Annotated in this window: 20 protein-coding genes and 1 other annotated feature; of the genes, 8 read left to right on the plus strand and 12 right to left on the minus strand. The window is 32.9% G+C overall.

Annotated features, from left to right (window positions below):
• Window positions 1–70: 70 nt before the first annotated feature.
• On the minus strand, window positions 71–1,213 hold the full coding sequence (locus FC55_RS05500) for a glycerate kinase (RefSeq protein WP_003700944.1): 1,143 nt from the start codon (window positions 1,211–1,213) through the stop codon (window positions 71–73).
• Window positions 1,214–1,226: 13 nt separating this feature from the next.
• Complete coding sequence (locus FC55_RS05505; RefSeq protein WP_003700942.1) at window positions 1,227–2,522, minus strand: GntP family permease; 1,296 nt, start codon at window positions 2,520–2,522, stop codon at window positions 1,227–1,229.
• 125 nt (window positions 2,523–2,647) lie between these two features.
• On the opposite strand from FC55_RS05505, the gene FC55_RS05510 reads away from it, so the two are divergent.
• The 4 genes from FC55_RS05510 (at window position 2,648) to FC55_RS05525 (ending at window position 6,813) form a co-directional block, all read left to right on the plus strand.
• On the plus strand, window positions 2,648–3,715 hold the full coding sequence (locus FC55_RS05510) for a CdaR family transcriptional regulator (protein WP_035150100.1): 1,068 nt from the start codon (window positions 2,648–2,650) through the stop codon (window positions 3,713–3,715).
• A gap of 116 nt (window positions 3,716–3,831) precedes the next feature.
• Window positions 3,832–4,191: an ArsR/SmtB family transcription factor gene (locus tag FC55_RS05515; protein WP_003700939.1), complete on the plus strand. Its 360-nt coding sequence runs from the start codon at window positions 3,832–3,834 to the stop codon at window positions 4,189–4,191.
• The gene (locus tag FC55_RS05520) at window positions 4,191–4,877 is read left to right on the plus strand and encodes a type 1 glutamine amidotransferase domain-containing protein (protein ID WP_003700937.1); all 687 of its coding nucleotides are present in this window, start codon (window positions 4,191–4,193) and stop codon (window positions 4,875–4,877) included. Before FC55_RS05515 ends, FC55_RS05520 begins: the two co-directional genes overlap by 1 nt.
• A gap of 121 nt (window positions 4,878–4,998) precedes the next feature.
• On the plus strand, window positions 4,999–6,813 hold the full coding sequence (locus FC55_RS05525; RefSeq protein WP_003700935.1) for a glycerophosphodiester phosphodiesterase: 1,815 nt from the start codon (window positions 4,999–5,001) through the stop codon (window positions 6,811–6,813).
• Between the two features lie 84 nt (window positions 6,814–6,897).
• Here the strand turns inward: FC55_RS05525 and FC55_RS05530 are convergent, their stop codons facing one another.
• The 6 genes from FC55_RS05530 to FC55_RS05555 are packed head-to-tail and all read right to left on the minus strand — an operon-like array spanning window position 6,898 to window position 12,087.
• Window positions 6,898–7,890, minus strand: coding sequence for a substrate-binding domain-containing protein (locus FC55_RS05530; protein WP_003700933.1), 993 nt, complete (start codon window positions 7,888–7,890; stop codon window positions 6,898–6,900).
• 1 nt (window position 7,891) lies between these two features.
• Window positions 7,892–9,550: a glycoside hydrolase family 13 protein gene (locus tag FC55_RS05535; RefSeq protein ID WP_003700932.1), complete on the minus strand. Its 1,659-nt coding sequence runs from the start codon at window positions 9,548–9,550 to the stop codon at window positions 7,892–7,894.
• Entirely contained in the window at window positions 9,543–9,968 is a 426-nt protein-coding gene (locus FC55_RS05540; protein ID WP_003700930.1) for a PTS sugar transporter subunit IIA, read from the minus strand. Before FC55_RS05540 ends, FC55_RS05535 begins: the two co-directional genes overlap by 8 nt.
• Window positions 9,969–9,994: 26 nt before the next feature.
• Window positions 9,995–10,804: a PTS system mannose/fructose/sorbose family transporter subunit IID gene (locus FC55_RS05545; RefSeq protein ID WP_003701643.1), complete on the minus strand. Its 810-nt coding sequence runs from the start codon at window positions 10,802–10,804 to the stop codon at window positions 9,995–9,997.
• The gene (locus FC55_RS05550) at window positions 10,797–11,597 is read right to left on the minus strand and encodes a PTS mannose/fructose/sorbose/N-acetylgalactosamine transporter subunit IIC (protein WP_003700927.1); all 801 of its coding nucleotides are present in this window, start codon (window positions 11,595–11,597) and stop codon (window positions 10,797–10,799) included. Before FC55_RS05550 ends, FC55_RS05545 begins: the two co-directional genes overlap by 8 nt.
• A 4-nt stretch (window positions 11,598–11,601) precedes the next feature.
• Window positions 11,602–12,087: a PTS sugar transporter subunit IIB gene (locus FC55_RS05555; protein WP_003700926.1), complete on the minus strand. Its 486-nt coding sequence runs from the start codon at window positions 12,085–12,087 to the stop codon at window positions 11,602–11,604.
• Window positions 12,088–12,520: 433 nt separating this feature from the next.
• Here FC55_RS05555 and FC55_RS05560 point away from each other — a divergent pair, with 433 nt between their 5' ends.
• Both FC55_RS05560 and cysK read left to right on the plus strand, forming a co-directional pair.
• Entirely contained in the window at window positions 12,521–13,327 is an 807-nt protein-coding gene (locus tag FC55_RS05560; protein ID WP_003700924.1) for a homoserine O-acetyltransferase/O-succinyltransferase family protein, read from the plus strand.
• A gap of 12 nt (window positions 13,328–13,339) precedes the next feature.
• Window positions 13,340–14,263 (plus strand): cysteine synthase A, encoded by a 924-nt coding sequence (gene cysK, locus FC55_RS05565; RefSeq protein ID WP_003700922.1) that lies wholly within the window; start codon window positions 13,340–13,342, stop codon window positions 14,261–14,263.
• Between the two features lie 101 nt (window positions 14,264–14,364).
• On the opposite strand, the gene FC55_RS05570 is transcribed toward cysK, so the two are convergent.
• The 3 genes from FC55_RS05570 to FC55_RS05580 all read right to left on the minus strand — a co-directional run bounded on the left by FC55_RS05570 (window position 14,365) and on the right by FC55_RS05580 (window position 19,217).
• Entirely contained in the window at window positions 14,365–15,981 is a 1,617-nt protein-coding gene (locus FC55_RS05570; protein ID WP_003700921.1) for a peptide ABC transporter substrate-binding protein, read from the minus strand.
• Window positions 15,982–16,012: 31 nt separating this feature from the next.
• A complete protein-coding gene (locus FC55_RS05575; RefSeq protein WP_003700920.1) occupies window positions 16,013–16,912 on the minus strand; it encodes a proline iminopeptidase-family hydrolase in 900 nt (299 codons plus the stop codon).
• Between the two features lie 74 nt (window positions 16,913–16,986).
• Window positions 16,987–17,232: a binding site (T-box leader), on the minus strand.
• Window positions 17,233–17,372: 140 nt separating this feature from the next.
• Complete coding sequence (locus FC55_RS05580) at window positions 17,373–19,217, minus strand: FAD-dependent oxidoreductase (protein WP_003700919.1); 1,845 nt, start codon at window positions 19,215–19,217, stop codon at window positions 17,373–17,375.
• Between the two features lie 189 nt (window positions 19,218–19,406).
• On the opposite strand from FC55_RS05580, the gene FC55_RS09750 reads away from it, so the two are divergent.
• Entirely contained in the window at window positions 19,407–20,309 is a 903-nt protein-coding gene (locus FC55_RS09750; RefSeq protein ID WP_099452473.1) for a LysR family transcriptional regulator, read from the plus strand.
• Window positions 20,310–20,387: 78 nt separating this feature from the next.
• Window positions 20,388–21,428, plus strand: a complete 1,041-nt coding sequence (locus tag FC55_RS05590) for a zinc-binding dehydrogenase (RefSeq protein ID WP_003700917.1) — start codon at window positions 20,388–20,390, stop codon at window positions 21,426–21,428.
• Between the two features lie 161 nt (window positions 21,429–21,589).
• On the opposite strand, the gene FC55_RS05595 is transcribed toward FC55_RS05590, so the two are convergent.
• The gene (locus FC55_RS05595; RefSeq protein ID WP_003700915.1) at window positions 21,590–22,888 is read right to left on the minus strand and encodes an O-acetylhomoserine aminocarboxypropyltransferase/cysteine synthase family protein; all 1,299 of its coding nucleotides are present in this window, start codon (window positions 22,886–22,888) and stop codon (window positions 21,590–21,592) included.
• Between the last annotated feature and the right edge of the window lie 7 nt (window positions 22,889–22,895).

Consider the following 22,895-nt stretch of genomic DNA (forward strand, 5'->3'; position numbering starts at 1 on the left):
AAGAATTATAGTTGTCAATAAAAGAAAAATATACTGGCCTAAGTTTCTTACCTATACCAGTATATTTTTCCTAATCTAGGATACTCGATATTAATCGGGCAATATTTTCAGTTGTTCTTTCTACGTTTTGTGGACCTTTTTCTAAAGATTCTTCTATACTTTCAGCTTTATCTACAATTCCAAAAATTGCAGATATTCCTATATCGTATAGGTCTTCAATTCTTTCTCCTAAATATCCTGCTTCAGCAAAAACTGCTTTATGATACTTTTTAGCAACTTGTGCGACTCCAAATGGTGTTTTCCCATATTTAGTCTGGAAATCCATTCCACCTTCACCAGTAAATACGTAGTCTGCGTTAGATATTTTTTCTGCTAAATTAACTGTATTAGCTACTACTTCCACACCAGATTGTAACTTAGCATCCAAGAATGCTATTAAACCAGCTCCTAAGCCTCCTGCAGCACCACTGCCTGCAATGTCTTCTACATCTTTATCTAGATCCTTTCTTAATATCTCGGCATAATGTGATAATCCTTTATCCAATAATTCAACTTCATCCTGAGTTGCACCTTTTTGTGGACCAAATACTGCTGCAGCACCATTTTTACCAGTTAATGTATTTTCCACATCGCTAGCAATAATGAAGTTTACATTTTTGATTCGTTTATCCATGTTTTCCGTTGAAATTTTATCAATCTTAGTAAGACCTCTACCAGTTGGCTCAATATTATTTCCATATTTATCAGTAAATTTCACCCCTAAGGCTTGGGCCATACCTATACCGCCATCAACGGTTGCACTTCCACCAATTCCTATAATAACAGTTGATACTCCCTTATCTAGTGCTGCTTTTATTAATTCTCCAGTACCATAAGTAGTAGTTGTCAGAGGATTTCTATCTCTAGGTTCTACTAACATTAATCCACTTGCTTGAGCCATCTCAATTACAGCTGTCTTTTCATCACCTAAAATTCCATAGTACGCCTTTACTTTCTGTTCAGGTAAAGGTCCTTGAACTTCAAGATACTCTTTATGACCATTTGTAGCATCAACTAAAGATTCCACTGTACCTTCTCCACCATCTGCCATTGGTACATGTATAATTTCTGCATCGCTAAAAACCTTTTTTATACCTTTTTCCATAGCAACACATACTTCCTTAGCTGTCATACTTTCTTTAAAAGAATCTGGTGCTAATACAAATTTCTTCATAATCATTACCTCACTAATTTAAAATAAATCCGTATAAAATAGTTGCTACAATCGTCATAACTCCACCAACGCATGCTTCATAAGGTATAACTTTCATTCTATCTTTAATACTCATATGCATACTTTGTGCTGTTATATGGAAATAATTCCCTTGTGGTACAGAATCTATTACCGTTGCACCTGTATGTACCATCACAGCTGCACCTATTGCTGAAGTTCCTGTACCTAGAATTGCATTTCCAAATGAACCAGTAGCTAAAATTACAGCTGTTGAAGTAGAACCTACAGCTAGTCCCATTAAAATACCAGAAATTGGAGCTAAGAAAGTACCAGATATTCCTGCCATATTAATAAGATTTACAATTTCTTTCGACAAATCTGAACTTGATATTAATCCAGCAATTGCTCCAGCTCCAATCAAAATTAGAACAGTATCTGTAACTTTAGCTAATCCTAATTTTGCATAAGAACCTATTTTCTTTCCTTGCCCCATCGCAATTGCACCTATAACGGAAGCAAAGGGTAAAATATACATCGCATCTACTTTGAAATTAGCTAGTACTTCTATATGTAAAATACTTCCAATTGGATTCATTAAAAGTAAAATTATTGATAATACAGGTGCTATTAAAGCTTTCTTTAAAGAAATGATATGCTTTTCTGTTACTTCCTCATCAATATCCTTTGAATTAACAAATTCACCCTTATTTTTGACTAAACTAGCAACAATTACAGCTGTTGCTAATCCGAATAGAGCTGGAATGAAACCTGCTAACATTACATGACTTAATTCTAAGTGAAATCCATTAGCTGCAGCAATTGTATTAGGATTAGGAGAAATTATATTTCCTGCTTTTCCTCCTCCAGATAATGCTACTAGTAAAGATAACTTACTAATACCAGTCTGCTTACCAACAGATAATGCAATTGGTGCAACAATCAAAACCGCCACTGGAATAAATACCCCTACAGCTGTGATTATCATTGTTGATAGTGCTAACGACAGTAACGCTTGCTTATTACCCATTTTAGTAACAATTGCATGTGCAATAGATTCAGCTGCTCCTGATTCCATCATAACACCGGCTAACATTCCAGCTGCTAGAACTCTAATTGCAGTTCCAATAATACTTTGAGTGCCTGATATCATCACATTAACTGTTTGTGCAAATGACATACCACCTAACAAACAACCCACAATTGCACCGATAAACAAAGAGTATACAGGATTAAATTTTTTTAAGATTAAAAATATTGCTAATAGTAATCCGAAAATAGCAGAAAACCACGGTATTGTAATACTTCCCATTACTTACACCTCATATGTTAAATTATTTTCTTTTAACGTTAACGCTTACAGGTTATAATTTATCATATTACAATTGCTATTTTCATTATGCAGTTGCACAAATTAATTTAGAAGGTGTTTTCCATATGGAACTTAGTACAAAACTAGCTCAAGTAATCGTTGACAGAATGATGAAGACTATCCCTTATAACATAAATATGATGAATGACGAAGGTATTATCATTGCTAGCGGTGATCATACTCGTATCGGAAAATTGCACACTGAAGCCATCAGAGTACTCAGAAAGAACAAAATACTTAAATTCTCACACAATGATCCAAAAGAGAATGTTCAACCAGGTGTGAATATTCCTGTTAATTTTCATGATCAAACAATTGGTGTCATCGGCATTACTGGTGATCCTCAAGAGGTTACACCTTTTGCACTTTTATTAAAAAGTTCTACTGAACTCTTACTCGAGCAGCAATCATTCCAACAAATTGAAGAAAACAAACAAAATAAATTGACTAGATTTCTATTTAGATGGACACAAAAAGATATAGATTTCGATACAACTCAAAATCTAGAAAAAGAGGCCTTAGAACTAAATATTGATTTCTATTTCGAACGAACTGTTGTTATTATTAAATGCTCTGCAAAAAAATTACTTGACCTACGTCTAGAACAAGATAATTTTCATCTCAATCGTTCTGTAAATACACAAGTCTTAATTTGCAAAGATTTGTCTACAGTCAAAAAATGCATAAATTTTGCGCATAATCATAATTATAGAGTTGGCGTAGGTTCTACAACTAAAAACATTGGAAAATCCTTTTATGAAGCTCAAACAGTTATTAAAATTTCTACATTACTAGATAAAGACTATATTTATTATCGAGAGGTTAAATTTATTCAACAGTTACTTACTTCTGATCTAGCAGATAAAACATTAGTAGAAAAATTTTCTATGCTTGATAATACTGAATCTGGAACAGATTTATTAAACACACTATTAACATATTTAAAAAATAGTGGAAATATGAATAAAACTGCCTCAGACCTACATATCCATCGTAATACTCTACTATACAGATTGTCTAAAATACACAATTTAATTGGACTAAATCCTCATAAATTTACAGATTTATTCCAATTATTTTTAACTTTACTAACCTATTTGAATCATAAAAATCCTCAACTTAAGATTCATTAGTTAACACACTTATTCTTTCGTCTCGATTTTCTTTCTCAATATCTCTTTTCCTTGAAAATATGATTGTTGAATGGTTTAATTTGATTAACGAATAAGATGTGGAAAGGAATTTTATTATGACTAAAGAAGAAAAAATGAAACAAATCAAGCTCAGTTTTGAAAATCTAGCTCAACTGTTCGAAGTATTGGGCGATCAAAATCGACAACATCTCATCTATACTCTCTTTTCTCTTCCTTGCAAATCCAAAGGTGGTGTCCGCGTTGGAGAGATTACAGAAAAGACACATCTTTCTCGACCTGCTGTTTCACATCATTTAAAACTGCTGAAACAAGTTGGTATTGTCGGCATGAGAAAAGAAGGTACTAAGAATTTCTATTATTTGGAAACTAATACTCAACAATGGCATGACCTTTCCAAATTATCACAAGATATCATATCTTTGATTCAAGAAATAAATTTGGGGGAAGAAAATTAATGAAAAAAATATTAATTATTCTAACTAACACCAGATACTATGGTAATAATAGTAAAGATAAGACAGGTTTATGGTTAGCTGAAGCTGCTGAATTTGTCTATAAAGTGCAAGAACATGGCTATCAAGTTGATTATGCCAGTGTTAATGGTGGAGAAGTTCCTCTAGATCCTCGTAGTTTAAAAAGTACTTATCGTTCTAAAGAGGTTGATGAAATTTATTATTCTAATGACTTTCAAAATCGCGCTTTAAAACACAGTTTAAAAGTTTCTGATCTTGATCCTCAAGACTATTTTGCAATTTACTATACTGGAGGTCATGGGGTATTATGGGATTTTCCTAATCAACCAGCCCTTAGCTCTATAACTAATAGCATCTTTAAGCAAGGTGGCTTCATCATGTCAATCTGCCACGGATTAGCTGGACTCGTTACAATTAAAGATGATCAAGGCAATTATTTAATCAATAACAAGAAGATCACTGGCTTTACTAACTTTGAAGAAATTCTCAGTGGCAAATTACTTAAAGTACCATTTTTAACCGAAAACCAAGCTAAGAAAGCCGGAGCTAAATTTGTTCAAAAAAGACCTTTTGCTAGTTTTGCTGTTCAAGATGGACAATTTATTACGGGCCAAAACCCCATGTCTGGCTTCGCTGTTGCAGACCTTTTAGTAAAAAAAATCTCCTAAATATTAAATCCTATCTCTTTTAAGCAAATGACCGTAGACTTCATTTGCTTATTTTTATGGTCAGAAAATTCTCTATGTTATAATTAGACCGTAGAAAATATATTTAAGGGAGGCGTTTATTTTGCAACAAATTCGTTCAGATTTGCAATTTATCGATCACTATATCAATGTTTTCAAACGTAGTTGGGGAAGCTACTTGTTTTTCTTTTTAGGGATTAATTTGTTTATTGAGGCAATTGTTATCCCCATTTTTACGTTTTTAACTAGTTGGATTTTAAAGCTAAGTCATATTCCATATGTTTCATATACTAATATCTTAGAAATTATCACTCATCATCCTGTTGGATCATTGGCTCTCATTTTAGAATTAGTTCTGATAGTTGGTGTAATTTTCTTCCAATTTACATTTTTACTAACAGGTATTACTAATATTTCTAGGGATAATTTTTCACTTAAAGAAGTTTGGTTTACTTCTTGGGAACGTTTAATTCAACTCCGACCAACAAGTATTCTATTCTTCATTGGATATTTTACCCTTATTATGCCCTTTGCTAATTTAATTTTTAAAACACCTTTACTGAATAAAGCTAAGATTCCGGCATTCATCGTTGATTTCTTATTAGCTAAATGGCAATTTGCCTTATTACTTGCAGTTGCTTATCTTGTCGTCTTTTACCTAGGACTCAGATTACTGTACACTTTGCCTTTAATGATTATTCAAAATTATCATACTCGCGAAGCTGTATCTAAAAGTTTTAAGTTAACTAGACATCAAAATCTTGCTAATCTTCGTAGAATGGCTGTTATCTCTATTTATTTCGGTGCCATTACTGCGGTTGGATACTTACTAGTCTTACTTCTTCAGGTGGGATTTGACAAACTTCCTAAGCCTTTTGACTTAATTATGGCTATTATCATGCTCGCAATTATCCAGATTTTTAGTACTTTTATTGCAACAATTGTTAGTTTCCTCTTACTTCAAATGACTTTACCAACTGAAGTATTTAAGGGACATCCTACTTTTTACCATAGTAATCGTATCAATCAACGTAAGAAAAAGATCAGAATTACTACTGTTATTTTGGTTGGTTTCATTGCATTACTATCACTAACCAATGATTACTTTTATTTACATAGTAATAATATCCCACCCCTTCGCATCTCACATCGCGGTGTTGATGACGGTAATGGTGTACAAAATACAATTCCAGCTATGGCTGCTACTATTAAAGAACATCCAGATTTTATTGAAATGGATATTCATGAAACTAAAGATCACCAATTTGTCGTTATGCATGACGAAAACCTTAAAAATCTTACTGGCGTCAACAAAGCTCCTTATCAGTTGACTTTATCTCAAATTACTAAATTAGTAGCTCATGAGAATGGTCATGCTGCTCACGTTGTAAGTTTTGACGATTATTTAGCTTATGCTAATAAGCATCACCAAAAGTTGTTAATTGAAGTTAAAACTACTCCACACGATTCAAAAGATGTCGTTGATATCTTTTTGAAAAAGTATAAGAAAGATATTTTGAAACATCATCACGAGGTTCATTCCTTGGATTACAATGTTGTTAAACAAATTAAAGCTAAAGCTCCTAAAATATTTGTAAGTTATATCTTGCCTTATAACTTCACCTATCCTCAAACATCTGCCAATGCATATAGTATGGAGCAATCAACATTAAACGATTCTTTTATTGTTGATTCTCTCTTTAATCAACAAAAAGTATATGCTTGGACAGTTAATACTGACAGTGAAATGGATAGAATTTTGTGGTTAAATACTGATGGTATTATTACCGATAATTTGTCAGCTTTAGATAGTAAAATAAATGATTTTTATCATGATCCTTCTTATGCTGATATGCTTTTCAATTACATTACGGTTATTCCTTATAGCAATTCAATAACTAGTGAGGCTAGTGTGTAAGCGTAAGTTCGAAAAAACAATAAGTGTCATATATCAAGTTTTTGTTAACTTGATATATGACACTTTCTTTTTGATACAAATTTTCTATATTGATGTAGTTGTTAAACCTTGTTGAAAATTTACAGGAACCATTATTCGTGATGCTTCTCTTTCTGAATTTCCTTTTATTTGTTTATCCAGTATTTCAGTTGCTTTATTTGCTATCTGTTGAACATCCTGTCTAATAGAAGACACAGTTAATCTTGTATTAGGATATATTTTACTACCATCAAAGCCTATAATTTGAACTTGTTCTGGTACTTCTATTCCCTCTTCATCTAGCTTTTCTTTTATGTGAATAGCAACCTCATCAGAATAAGCAAATATTCCCAGTTTTCCAAAATCTGCTTCTTTATCTTTTACTGATTCTAATAGCTGGTTTAAAAATTTATGAAAGTCTTCAGTATTTTTAGAAGATGGAACATCTAAAATGCTATAATGTATTCCTAAATTATTACACTGATCTATAAATCCAGACTTTCTAGCAATCATTGGTGAAAATTCTTCATGTAATGTACCAGCATATATTGCACTAGTTACTCCTCTTTTATGGAATTCAGATGCTGCAATTTTACCACCATCATAATTATTAGATGTTACTAATGGAAACATTCCTGTATCATCTTTTTCTATTGATACCAATGGAATATTAGCTGGAACATGGCTATTTAAATCAGAGTAAGAAATTGATATTATCCCTGCTACTCTTTGCTCTTCAGCCATTTTTACATATGATTTCTCTTTAGAATAATTATTTTCAGAAACACTGAGTATTAATTTATATCCCATATCATTTAAATATTGTTGTACCCAAAATGTTAGTTCTGAAAAAAACGGAGACCAAACTGTAGGTAAAACAAAAACTACATATTTAGATTCACTAGTTTTCAATGCCCTAGCAGCTGCATTTCTTACATAATGCAACTTTTCAATAGATTGTCTGACTTGCTCTTCGACTTCAGGTCTAACTTTTTTCCCATTAATATAATTTGAAACTGTTGCTACAGATACGTTAGCATCTTTAGCTACATCTTTCATATTAACCAATTATATAAGCTCTCCCTTCATAAGGCTCCAGGTAAGTTGTCACATCCCCTTCAAAGTCAGCGCTATCATAGTTACTTATTAATAATTTCGTTGCTTTATACTCTTTTGGAATATCGAATTTAATTTTTTTATCCGAAAATGAACAAATCACCAAGATTTTCTCCCCATTATTATTTCTAGTAAAGGTTATAATATCAGAATCTGTTAAATCTAGCAATTTGCAATCGCCATTTATCAAAATATCATTACTCTTTCTTAATGAAATTAACTTTTGGTAAAATTTGTAAATGGAATCTTTATTTAATAAATCTTTTTCCACATTAATATTTTTATAATTATTATTAATCCGTATCCATGGTTGTCCGTCAGTGAAACCTGCATTTTTGCTAGCATTCCATTGCATAGGTGTCCTACTATTGTCTCTTGTCTTCCTGTTAACCATATCTAAGGCTTTTTCGCTTGATATACCCACTCTTGTCAAAAAATCATATGTATTGTGCGCTTCTAAATCTTTCATATCATCTATAGACTGAAAATCCACATTAGTCATACCTATCTCTTCACCTTGATAAATAAATGGTGTCCCACGTTGAAATAATGTTAGCATTGCTAACATTTTTGCTGACTTTTCTCTATACTTTTTGTCATTTCCAAATCTTGAAACTATTCTAGGTTGATCATGATTTCCTAAATAATTAGAATTCCATGTAAGATTTTCTTGCCAATGGTTTATACTTTCTCTTAAATCACTCATCTTAAATGATACATCAGAATATCTACCATACTTACCATAGTCTACATGCATATGCTCAAATTGAAAGATCATATCTAATTCATTTGAATCTAAAAATTTGGATCCTTCTTCCGTATTTGTATGAGGAGTTTCCCCAATTGTTATAAGATCATATTTACTTAATACTCTTTCATTCATTTCTTTTAAATATCTGTGAATATTATTTCCATTGGCTATTCCATAATAATATGCGCCATATTCTTTATTATCTACCACTGGTGCATTTGTAAATTTTTGAGGTTTAGATATAAAGCTAATAGAATCCATTCTAAACCCATCAATACCCTTTTCTGCCCAAAAAGACATCATATTATAAATTTCATTTCTTAATTCTTTATTATCCCAATTTAAGTCTGGTTGTTCTTTAGCAAATAAGTGTAAATAGTACTGATCTCTTTCTGGAACATACTCCCATGCTGATCCTCCAAATGCGGAACCATGATTTGTTGGTGCTGACCCATCAGGTCTAGGATCACGCCAAATGTAGTATTCACTATATTTATTATCTTTACTTTTCTTTGATTCTTGAAACCACTTGTGCTGATCAGAAGTATGATTTACTACTAAATCCATCACAATTTTTATATTATAGTCATGTGATTTTTTTATTAGCTCCTCCACATCTTCCATTGTTCCGTAGATATTATTTATACTTTGATAGTTTGAAATATCGTATCCATTATCAACTAGTGGTGATTCAAAAATTGGAGTTAGCCATAAAATATTTACTCCTAATTCTTTTAAGTAATCTAATTTTTGAATTACTCCCTGTATATCTCCTATACCGTCATCATTAGTATCATTGAAACTTTGAACATAAATTTCATATACTACACCTTTCTTTTTCCAATCATTCATCTTCCTCATCCTCACCTACTATCGCTAAAGATTCATTAACATAAATAATTTGTTTTCTAGATTCTTCAATAATTTCATTTATTCTTTTTTCTGATATATATGAATCCTTAGGTTCCATCGTTATTGCCATTGCAAGGGATAAATTCATTCCTGCAATTAAATGCACATGTTCTTTATTGAAAATATTTTCTACAAATTTTTGATTTACAGACCCTGCCATTAAATCTGTCAAAATAATGTATTCGTCATCTTCATTATAGTCTTTAAAAACATCTCTAATTGTATCTTCAATTGGTTTATTATCTACATAGGCCGTAATAACTGTTAACTTCAATCCTTCTCCTTCGAAAAATCTAAGTGTTTCTGCTATCCCAGCTGCCAGTGTAGAATGACTTGCTATAATTATATGTCTATTCATCTATTTATCTCTCTTTCTCTTAACATTTATGCAGCTATACCTAAAATCCCCGTTGCTGCACCAATCAAACAAATTAGGATAATTAATAAAATAATTCTAGTTGGTGTCCATGATTTCTTCCCTAAAAGCCAATACACTAATAATGCTAAACAAACTGGAAGTAATCCTGGCATGATTTTATCAAATATTCCTTTTTGCAAGGACAAAGAAACTTTACCCGTAGCAAATTTTAATGGTGTATAAACTTTTACAACTGCTGGTACTAATGATCCAACCACCATCAATCCCATGATTGAAATTGCATCTGTAAATACATTAATTTTTTCTCCAAGCGTAGTAATTAATTTTGTTCCTGACTCATATCCTAAATTGAATAACCACATTTTTAGCCAATAAAAAGCTATATACATTAACATCCATAAAACTGCTCCAACAGCATTTTTTTGAAGTGCCATATACCCTGCAATAGATCCCATAATAGTTGGAATTAATATCCAAAATACAGAATCACCTACACCTGAGAGAGGACCCATTAATGATGTTTTTAGAGATTGAACAGCATCTTTAGCTTCAATACCATCCTTCTCTTCCATCGCCAAAGTTGCCCCTAAAATTACATTTCCCATTTGTGGAGTTACATTAAAATATTTATAATGATTATCCATTGCATCAATATATTCATCATCATTAGAATAAATCTTTCTTAAAGCCTTTCTCATTGAAAATGCAACAGATGGTGCCTGTTGGGATTCATAGTTATACCCTAATCCTGCAGAAAAAATCCATCTTCTAAACATATTTTTTCTTTCTTTTACCGTTAATTTATTATTACTCATCAAAATCATCTCCTTCATCATTAACAATATCTTGCTCTGCTGTAGCTACCGTACTATTTGTCTTTTGAATATTTTTCATATATACAGCATAAGCTGCAGCTCCACCCAATAAGGCAATTCCTAGTACTGGAACTTTAAGGTATGCAGCAGCAACAAATCCAATGATTAAATATGTTAAATATTTTTTTACTGGCATGTATCTCAACAACATTCCAATACCTACAACAGGTAACATACCACCAGCTATTTGCAAACCATTAGTAAACCAAGTTGGAATTACATTTAATATAAGTTTTACAATTGGTGTTCCAAAGAGTACCACTAAAGTTACAGGAATTACATATTTAAGCATCCATGTTACAACTGTTAAATAAAATACTGCATCAATTTTTTTGAACTTTTTCTCATGTAATAATCTTTGAGCCCAATGTGCATAGAAGTTATTAATAATCTTTAAAACTACATCTAATTGAAGCGTTAACATTCCTACGGGTAATCCTACTGCAATGGCCGTTCCTGTACTTGCCCCAGTCCTAATTGCTAAATAAATGCTAACAATCGTAGCGACTCCATATTCAGGAACTGAAGAGCCTCCAATACCTGCTACACCCAATGACATTAATTGAAGTGTTCCTCCTATCACTAAACCAACACTTACATTTCCCATTACTAACCCTACAAGTAATCCTATTGTTACTGGCCAGTTACCTGTTATTTGGTTTCCTGTTCCATTATCCCAAGCCATGTATGCTGCAATTAATATTACTAAAATATCTTGTAAAAAATGTGGCATATTATTATTCCCCTTTCTTCAATAAATCATCTAGCAGAATTTTTTCATCATCAGGTGTATACTGTGCATATATCTTTACACCTAACTCTTGGATTTTTTTCAAATCTTCAATTTCCTTATCATCCATGGCAATCCTGGAAGTAAAAGATTTCCTATCGTTTTCTTCAAACATAGCTCCTAAGTTGACTGCTGGTATTTTCACACCACCCCTGATCATATTTAATAATGTCTCCGGTTCTTTAACCAGAATGAAAACAGCATGTGAATCATATTTCCCATTATTAAAATTAGTTATAGCCTTTTCTTCATCAATGATTGACATTCCTGTTCCTGCAGGCTTGCTCATTCTCATAGTTGCCTTTATCATTTCATTTTTACTAATTTCATTATCTACTACCATATATCTTTTAGGATGTAATTCTCGGTTCCATTGATTTACTGTAACACCGTGTACTAACCTTTCATCAACCCTAGCTAAAACTACTGTCATTTTTCTTCCTCCTAGTATAACGTTTAAATTAATGCTTTTTATTTGTTGTTATTTTAACAATTTATAAACTTTAAACGTTTCAAGTTTTGTTACAATTATTATTATAATCCTTCGTTTTTTAATTGCAAGCGTTTTTATAAATTATATTTTTTTGTTTGTAAGCGTAACAATTGACAGCTAACTTTTCGTAAGTTATAATTCAAGTAACTTATTTGTCGGAGGTAATACTAAATGTCTAATGAATATCAAGTAAAAACAGATATTTGTTGTTGTGGATTGTGCCCTACGCCATCCACCATTTAGTATGCTTGTATTCTTTTGGTAGATATCAAGGGCACAGGACAATTTCATTTTGTTCTGTGTTTTTTTATTGTTTTAAATACATAAACTGATAAAATAAGTGAAAATTTTGGTGTAGAAAGAAGTGGAAAGAATGTCGCGGCAACCATTAAAAATCGGAATTTTAAATCTTATGCATGACAAAGAAGATACTCAAAAAAGATTTTCTAGAGTCTTAAGAGATACAGGTGAAAATTTAGAAATAACTTATTTCTATCCTGTTAACCACTATAAGAATCGTGAAGTTCCAGAATTAGTGGCTAAAATATCTCAACCATTAGATTTAAAATTAGTTCATCAGATGGATGCTTTCATCATTACAGGTGCACCCTTGGAAAAATTACCATTTTCAGATATTACCTATCTTGATGAATTACAGGGACTAATGGATACTCTAGAAAAGCAAAATATCTCTCAACTCTATGTTTGCTGGGGTGGTATGGTTGCTCTTAATTACTTCTATGGTATTCATAAAGAAATGCTAGATACTAAACTTTTCGGTATTTATCCGCAAAAAATTACTAATCAAAGTAATTTGCTTAAGGGTTTGACTAATGGTTTCTTAGCACCGCATGCACGTTACGCTGAAATGAATAAAGATGACATTCTTTCATCTAAAGACTTAATTATTAATGCTTATTCATCAACCGGACACTTATTCTTAGTGTCTGCAAAAAATAAGCCTCAACACTTCTTATTCTCACACCTAGAATACGGTCCTAATGCCTTTATAAAGGAATATCACCGCGAATTAAATGCTCGAGGAGGTGATGCTGTTGGCTTGGCAAAACCAACAGGATACTTTAAGGATGATAATAATATGAGCCAACCCCAATTTACTTGGGAAAATACACAAAAAAAATTCTTTAAAAATTGGATTACTACAATAACTAATCATTAAGGAGGACTCCCTATGTCAAAAATTTATAACTCTATCTTAGATACTATTGGAAATACACCTATCGTGAAATTAAATCATGTTGTACCTGAAAATGCTGCTGATGTTTATGTAAAACTTGAATTCTTTAATCCTGCAGGTTCAGTTAAAGATCGAATTGCTTTAGCAATGATTGAAAAAGCTGAAAAAGATGGCATTTTAAAACCAGGTGATACTATTGTTGAACCAACTTCTGGTAATACCGGTGTTGGTTTATCTGCAGTAGCTTCTGCTAAAGGCTATCATTTAATTATTACTATGCCTGAAACTATGAGTGACGAACGTAAAAAATTAATGCGTGCTTATGGCACTGAACTTATTCTTACACCAGGTTCTGAAGGTATGGCAGGTTCCATTGCTAAAGCTGAAGAATTAGTTCAAACTAAAGGTTACTTCATGCCTATGCAATTTAAGAACTTAGCTAACCCTGAAATTCATGAACTTACAACTGGTAAAGAAATTGTTGCTGCTTTTGGTAGCGATAATTTACCAGACGCATTTGTCGCTGGTGTAGGTACTGGTGGTACCCTAACTGGAATCGGTCGGGCTTTAAAGAAGGCTTCTTCAGACGTAAAAGTATATGCTCTTGAACCTTCTGAATCCCCACTACTCAAAGAAGGCAAAAAAGGTGCACACAAAATTCAAGGTATCTCCGCTGGCTTTATCCCTGATACTTTAGATCGTGAAATTTATGATGATGTTGTAGAAGTTTCAAGCGATGAAGCATTTGAAACTGCACGTGAAGTTGCTAAAAAAGAAGGTTTCCTACCTGGTATCTCTGCTGGTGCTAACATTCATGGCGCAATTGAATTGGCTAAAAAATTAGGCAAAGGTAAGAAAGTTATTACTGTTGCTCCTGACAATGGTGAACGTTATCTTTCTACTGCTTTATATCAATAAAATATAATACACAAAATAATAATCGCTAAAGATTACGTAGTTAAAACGTTAATCTTTAGCGATTATTTTAGTTTAGAGATCTAAATCTCAATCTTTATCTATTACTTACCGAAATATGCTCTTGTATAGTCTGTTTCACCTACTGAATGCCACATAACACCTTTTAAGTTGCTATTTACTAAGTGACTTTCTGTCATTGTGTACAATGGTACTACTGGCATGTCATCATTTAATTGTTTTTGCATGTTTCTCATATTTTCCCAATACTTATTAGTATCAGTACCATTTTGCTTAGCTAATTCCAATTGCTTGTTGTAATACTCACTAGCATACTTACCATAATTTTGTGGATTAGTTTTAGATAATACATCGAAATCACTGATTGGATCTGCAAAATCAGCTAACCACAAAGTATAATTCATATCAAAATTACCGTTGCTTACTTTATCATTAGCACTCTTGTCAGGAACAGATACTACATCCACTTCTGCACCTTTTAATTTTGTTTCAACTTGTGATTGAACAAATTGACCTACATTCTTAGAAATTGTTTGATCATCTGTAACAAGTGTCAATGTTACTTTCTTCTTATTAAGTTCCTTCAAACCTTCATTCCATAATTCTTGACCTTTTTTCAAATCATAAGTTGTAGAAGGCTTCATTTCTGTTGCAAAGTCTTTGTTTGTAGTAGGATCTTTAGCTAATCTAGGAGCAACATAAGTATCTCCTGCTGTTGATCCATCACTTAGTACTTTATTGGCTAATTGTTTTCTATTTAAAACTAGATACAAAGCTTGTCTTAATTTTTGATTTTGGAATGCTTTATTATTTTGTAGATTTAGTCTTAAATAATATGTTCCTGCTCTGTATACGTGCTTCAAATCTTTATCTTTTTGCAAACCTTGAGCTGTAGTTCCTGTAACTAATGCATCATCTAACTTATTATCTTGGAACAATTGGTGAGCAGTATTTGAATCTTTAACTACTTGCATAGAGATCTTCTTCAAATGAACATCTTTCTTATCATAGTAGTACTTATTACGTGTTAAATCCCAACTTTCATTAGTACCGGTCCAACCTGTTACCTTAAATGGTCCGTTATATACTAATCTTGTACTTGAAGTACCATATCTTTTTCCTTCTTTGTTAACGTATTTTGTACTTTGTGGGAAGAAAGCTGGCATTACCATCATTTGGCTGAAGTAAGGCATTGGATACTCTAACTGAACTTGAAGTGTAGTGTCATTTAATGCTTTTACACCTAAGTCAGAAGCTGGCAATTCACCACTCGAAACTTTAGTAGCATTTTTAATTCCAGTAAATATGTAGTTATATCCTGATTTAGCTGATGGACTTGCTGATCTTCTCCATGAAGTTACAAAGTCTTGAGCTGTAACTTTAGAACCATCAGACCACTTAGCATCTTTTCTGATATGGAAGGTATAAGTCTTACCATTGTTAGTTGGTTTTACAACCTTTGTAGCCATCGCTGCTACTGGTTTACCATTTTTGTCCATTCTATATAGACCTTCCATTGATTGAACTAGCACATTCCATTGAGGCAAAGTTGCTACATTAGAATTATCCAACGATTGAATTTCAGCTGTTTGCATTAACTTTAATGTGTCCTTTGAACTATTCTTTCCTGAACATGATGCTAGTAAGAATGTGCCTGCTAAAACAACTGGAACTAATCGTAATACTTTCTTGAATTTCATATCCTCATCTTCTCTCTTCTCTTAATCGTTATTATTCTTTCCCAAATGTTCCGTCTTCTACTTCTGATACAAACTCGTATAAGCTCTTGAAGAATGCTTCTGGATTATCTTCATTGTGGCAATGTCCACCGTCCGGAGTTAATACCAATCTAGAGTTTGGCAAAGTATCTTGCATTCTTCTAGCTACATCTAATGGCATTGTGTCAAATTCACCAAATGTCAATAAAGTAGGTACTTTTACATTTGCTAACTTATCTCGTACACTCCAACCATTCAAAGTTCCTACCATCACAAATTCATTATTTCCCTGGAAATAATTGTATACATCTGTTGCCATTGTATTGACCATATGTGAAACTTTTGGATGTCTAGTAACATATTTAGCATAGAGCTTTTTCAACAATTCTTGATACATTGGATCATCAAAATTTTCAGTTTCTTCAACATCTTTCATATATTGAACTTCTAAACTGTTAAACATTTCTTCTCTTAACTTGTTGATATGAGTTGTATATTCTTCAATATTATCAATCATACTGAAAACAACTAAACCTTTTAAATGTTCTCCGTATTTTAAAGCATATTCTTGTGCTAGAAGTCCGCCCCATGAATGTCCAACTAAATAAAAATTATCTAATCCCAATTTTTTTCTAACTTCTTCTAGTTCTTCCAAATAATAATCAAGCGTTAAATAATGTTTATTTTCTTCCAAAGAAAAGTCTGGTTGATCTGAATAAAACGAACCTAATTGATCGTAGGTATAAACTTCTACACCCTTATCATTTAAATTTTGAGCAAAATTTTCAAATTCTTCATGATTTCCTCCAGGACCACCATGCACGCATAACATCTTAACGGGACCTTTCCCTTCCTTTCGAGTAAATAGATGGTACCCATTATCTAGTTCTAAAAGTTTTGTTCCTTGTTTCATTAGTAATTCACCTCATAATTTTATTGAGAAAATTATTAAGCAATTAAAAACGCCCTATAGAAGTTTAATTACTTCTATAGGGCGTTTCCGCGGTACCACCTATTTTTATTGATCAACAAAAATTAATCAACATCTCTTTTCACGTGCGGCCTAGACTTCTCTAAGCGATACGCTAGTACGTTAAAGGGTACAACCTAAAAACACTCTTCGCATTTTTAGCTCTAAGGTGATATTCGTAAACTTCCATACTGTTTTCTTACACCAACCGAAAACTCTCTTTAAGCGTAAAAATTTACTACTGTCCTTGTCATTGCTATTAATCTCTCTATTCGTTGTCATCATATTAACACTTTTTTATAATCTGTCAACTACGTTTATTCATTTTTTTATTATCTTAATCTAATAAAAAGCCCAAAAAAATCGTATTACTTCACTATTTTTTGGACTTCAATTTTTTCAATTAAATTTTATTCATCGCATCTTTTACAGCTTCTTTTAAAGCTCTACTTGTTGCTGATGCTCCCGAAATGCTATCAACGTCGTAAGTATTCTTACTGATCATTTCTTTTGGCATACTCTCAATTGCTTGGGCTCCAATTCCAGTTTCACTTTGTTTTAAAATCTCAATATCTTTTAATTTTTTATCATCATCTACTGTAATTCTAACTACAACTTCGTTACCTACACCAGCATTACTTCTTCCTAAATATTGGTTAGCACCCACCATATAAGTTTCTTTAACATCTAAGTCACTACCTAAATTGACCTTTTTTTCAGTTTGAGATGCTGAAGATACAGCGTCAGGTTCTTCTGTCATGTGTTCAAAAACTTCTTCTTTAACACGAGCTGCATTTAAGCCTGCAATTTTACCAAAAATTAAGCATTCAGCAATGTTTTCTCCAGCTTGATAACGTCCAGCAGAAATTCCACCGAGTTCTCCAGCTCCATAAAGATGTGGAATAGGTGTACCATCATTGGACAAAATTTCAGCACGTGCATTACGGCGTGGCCCACCTTGTGTGTTTAAAACTGTTTGTGATACTGATAAGGCATAGTATGGACCCTCAGCATCAAATGCTTGCATCGTTTCTGGATTACGGTGGAATGCATAATCCTTTCCTTCAGTTGCAAAGAAGTTAAACTCTGCCACTTGTTCTTGCAATTTTTCTGGTACAGCACCTATCTTTTTAGCTAATTCTTCTAGTGTGTTAGCTTCAATCACCATATCTAGTGCTTGTGGGTAGATACTTGTCTCTTTATCTGCAAATTTTTCGTATTGTTTTTTATCAAAAATAATATGTGGATGATGATTATTTTGTGGAACTTTCCAATAACCATGGCTATAAACATGGCCATGTCTATTAGTCATATCTTCAGGATAATAGCGTGTACCATCATCTCCTGCAAGGAAGACACTGCCGTCATAAATAGCTTTCCAATCTCCCAAAATTAATTTACCACGTTTACCAGTTGGAACCGTAAATGCTAGTCCATGAAGCATTCCTAAAGATTCATAGTTATTCATGTGCCATAAACTAGCACCGACTTCAGTTGCCATCTTAATTCCATCGCCTTTATTGTATAAGGTTCCTAATGGTACTAACTTAGATGCACCCAGGTAATCTTCTAACATTTCTGGGTTATTTTCGAAACCACCAGTAGCCATAACTACACCATTATTAGCTTTAATATTTCTCAATACATGATCACGTTCAATTTGAACCCCTATTACAGTTTTTGTTGCAGGATCTTGAATTAAATGACGAGCTGGTGAACTAAACCATACGTCAATCTTATCTGAACGATCAACTACATTTTGTCTTAGCATCTTCCACAAAGCACCATCAAAGAATCCCAAACTAACTGATAAAATATCATGGTGTTCGCTACCTTCAAATTCTGGATATTCCACTGTATTATCAATAATAGCTTTTCTCAATGCTGCAAATTTAGGATTATTCCAATAATCGCGCTTATATTGATAAGGTTCCACGCCTAAATGTTCCTTTAAATATTTAGCCATATTTGCCATACCTTCAACATAAGTATCAGCTATTTCTTGGTCAAGTGTCATCGGATCTGTTAGAGCTGCGAAGTATTTCTTTTCAGCTTCAAAGTCATCACTTGCACTGATCATTTGAGCAGAATAACGAGTGTTACCACCTTCATTACCTTCAGGAGCAGCATCAACTAATAAAACTTTTGCCCCTTCATCTGCAGCGAATCTGGCTGCTGTGGCTCCAGCTCCACCAAATCCTAAAACAACTACATCATACTCAGCATCCCAATTATTTACTTTAACCATCTAAAATTCCTCCTCATAGGATTTATCAAGTTACATATTTCACATATATAATTATAAAATACTATAGGTATAAAAGTAATCGTTTTCTAATTTCTATTAATCATGTTATTATAACTTTAGGTTATGATTAAAAATTTAGTTAATCATAAAAATTTTAGTAACTATCACTGTTATATTGGAGAATCTGTTATGAGTTTTGAAATTAATCATATTAAATATATCCAAGCCATTGTTGAAAATGACTTCAATATTACTGCAGCGGCTCATAAAATACATATCAGTCAACCCGCTCTCAGTAAATCAATTAATTTAATTGAAAGCGAATATCATGTACATATTTTTACAAGAGATAAGCATCGATTAGTTGGACTAAGTCAACAAGGTAAAATTCTCTATGCCATGATGTTAGATATTCTAGAGAAATACGAAGAATTAGAAAATGAATTGCATCAACTTGGAACTGAACCTTCGCTTATTAAATTTGGAGCCATTGCTAGTACCCCACAGATTTTATTTCCTGGTCTCTTTATTGATTTTGAAAGTACACATCCTAACATCCACATTGAAATTATTGAGGATGGTGGTGTAAATATCTTACATGATTTCTTACAAAAAAAATTTGATTTTGCTTTACTAGTTAATCCTTTTGAATTACCACCTGATTTAGCTGATGTGCATTTAGTTGCTGAAGATGAGATTGTTGCCTTTCTTCCCCTAGGACATCCTCTCACTTCAAAAGCAATACTAACTTGGGAAGATCTAGCTGAATATCCGCTTGTCTCTTTATCAGACAAATATCAGACCTACTTTAAAGTAATGGAACAATTTAGAATACGTGGACTAGAGCCTCATTTTGCATACACATCATCTTCATGGCAATATCTAACAGATGCTATTCAACGCAATTTTGTAATTACTTTAATGCCATCGCTAGTCCCAACATTTTCCTCTACTGATAACATTATTATTAAACGAATTAAAAATCCTGCATCATTTAATTTGTTTTTAGCTAGATTAAATAAGAAACACTATTCAAAAGAAAATAAACTTTTCTACAACTTTCTTAATCAACATTTACCAAAATTAAAATAACTTTTTTCTTGCCTTGGAGTTAACTCAAAGGTTTAGAATTCAAACTATAGAATAGATTTAAAAAATGAGGTATCTTCAATGAAAAGTGCAGTTTTTGAAAATAAGGGAAAAGTCAGTCTAGAAGAAATTAGTAAACCTACAATTCAAGATAGTGGTGATGCTATTATCCGCGTTATTCGTGCATGTGTTTGTGGCTCTGATTTATGGGCTTATTCTGGATTGGACAGTAAAGAAACACATTCCGTTAATAGTGGTCATGAAGCATTAGGTATTATTGAAGAAGTAGGCTCTGATGTAACAACTGTAAAACCTGGCGATTTTGTGATTGTTCCATTTACACATGGATGCGGTCATTGTGCAGCTTGTTTGGCAGGTTTCGATGGTGTATGTCAAGATCATGAAGATAATTTTAGCGTTGGTTTCCAATCTCAATATATTCGTTTTGCGTATGCTCAATGGGCTTTAGTTAAAGTTCCTGGTAAACCTGAAGATTATAGTGAAGGAATGTTGAAGTCATTACTTACTCTATCTGACGTTATGGCTACTGGTTATCATGCTGCTCGCACAGCTCATGTTAAGCCTGGAGATAAAGTAGTTGTTGTCGGTGACGGAGCTGTTGGTCAATGTGCTGTTATTGCAGCTAAAATGTTAGGTGCCTCTCAAATTATTATGATGAGTCGTCATAAGGATCGCCAAGATTTAGCTTTAGAATTCGGTGCTACTGATATTGTTGCTGAACGTGGAGCAGAAGGTATTTCTAAAGTTATTGCTCTAACTGGTGGAACAGGTGCTGATGCTGTTCTCGAATGTGTAGGCGCTCAAGCATCTACTGAACAAGCTATGGGTGTTGTCCGTCCTGGTGGTTTTATTGGTAGAGTTGGTCTACCTCACGGAAAAGATATGAACCCTGCTGCTACATTCTATCGCAACGTTACTCTAGCTGGTGGTCCTGCTTCTGTTACAACTTATGATAAAAAAGTTTTACTTAAAGCTGTACTTGATGGACAAATCAATCCTGGAAAAGTTTTTACTCATAGTTATAGTCTTGATGAAATTAATCAAGCTTATAAAGACATGGCAGATCGTAAGACTATTAAATCACTGTTAGTCATCGATTAATCATAAAAAATGAGGCTGGGAAAAAAGTCTCAAAACTTAAAAACCGTTAGAAATCACGTTACTAAAAGCGTTGATTCCTAGCGGTTTTTAATATAACCATTTTCTAAAATTCATCTGAAAATATAGTTTTTTTCTAGCCTCATTTTTTATAACTTATATTTTTAATCTTTCAATTTATCCAAAGCTTGAGCAAAGTCATCAATTAAATCATCTGCATTTTCAATTCCAACTGAAATTCTTAACAATTCTGGCGTTACTCCAGCTGCCTTCAATTCTTCGTCGCTTAATTGTGCATGTGTTGTTGAAGCTGGATGGATAATTAAAGATTTAGCATCCGCAACATTTGCTAATAGAGAAAATAGTCGTAAATTTTCAATTAATTTCTTACCATCTTCTTTGCCACCTTTTAATCCTAAAGTAAAGATTGAACCTACACCCTTAGGGAAATATTTCTGTGCCAAATCATAGTAAGGGCTATCCTCTAACTCTGGATAATTAATCCATGCTACTTCTGGACGAGACTTCAAGAATGAAATTAGTTTTCTTGTATTTTCAACATGACGTTCTACTCGCAAGGATAATGTTTCTAAACCTTGTAATAGTAAAAATGAGTTGAAAGGACTAATTGAAGCACCAGTATCACGACCAATTTCAGCTCGTACCTTAGTAGTGAAAGCTGCACCTTTAATATCTGCAAATTTCAATCCTTCATATTGTTGATTAGGTTCTGTGAAATCAGGATAACGTCCGCTAGCTTCATAATCAAAATCTCCCTTTTCAACAATTACTCCACCCATGGTTGTCCCATGACCGCCGATAAATTTTGTAGCAGAATGTACGACAATATCTGCTCCATGTTCAAGTGGTCGTACTAAGTATGGTGTTCCAAAAGTATTATCAACAATAAAGAGAATACCGTATTTATGAGCAATTTTCCCAATCTCTTCAAAATCGACTAAATTAATTCCGGGATTTCCAATACTCTCTACATAAATTGCCTTAGTCTTATCATTAATTGCTGCTTCAAAGTTTGCAGGATTATCAGGATTTACGAAATTTTTTTTAATCCCTAATCGTTTTAAAGTAATACTAAATAAGTTATAAGTACCACCATAAAGTGTGCTAGCAGCAACAATTTCATCGCCTTGTCCTGCAATATTCAATATCGCATATGTAATAGCTGCTGATCCAGTTGCTAATGTTATACCTGCACTTCCTTTTTCCAACGCTGCTACTCTTTTATCAACTACATCAGTGGTAGGATTTGTTAACCTAGTGTAAATATTTCCTGCATCTCTCAATGCAAATCTATCTGCTGCTTCTTGTGCATTCTTAAAAACATATGATGTTGTTTGGTAAATAGGCACTGCTCTTGATCCTGTTTCATCAATTGTTTGTCCAGCGTGTACTTGTAAAGTTTCGAATCTATCTGTTGCTTTTGTTTGATCTTGAATTGTCATAATTATC

Origin of the sequence: Ligilactobacillus salivarius DSM 20555 = ATCC 11741 (genome assembly GCF_001435955.1) — a bacterium.
Lineage (GTDB): Bacteria > Bacillota > Bacilli > Lactobacillales > Lactobacillaceae > Ligilactobacillus > Ligilactobacillus salivarius.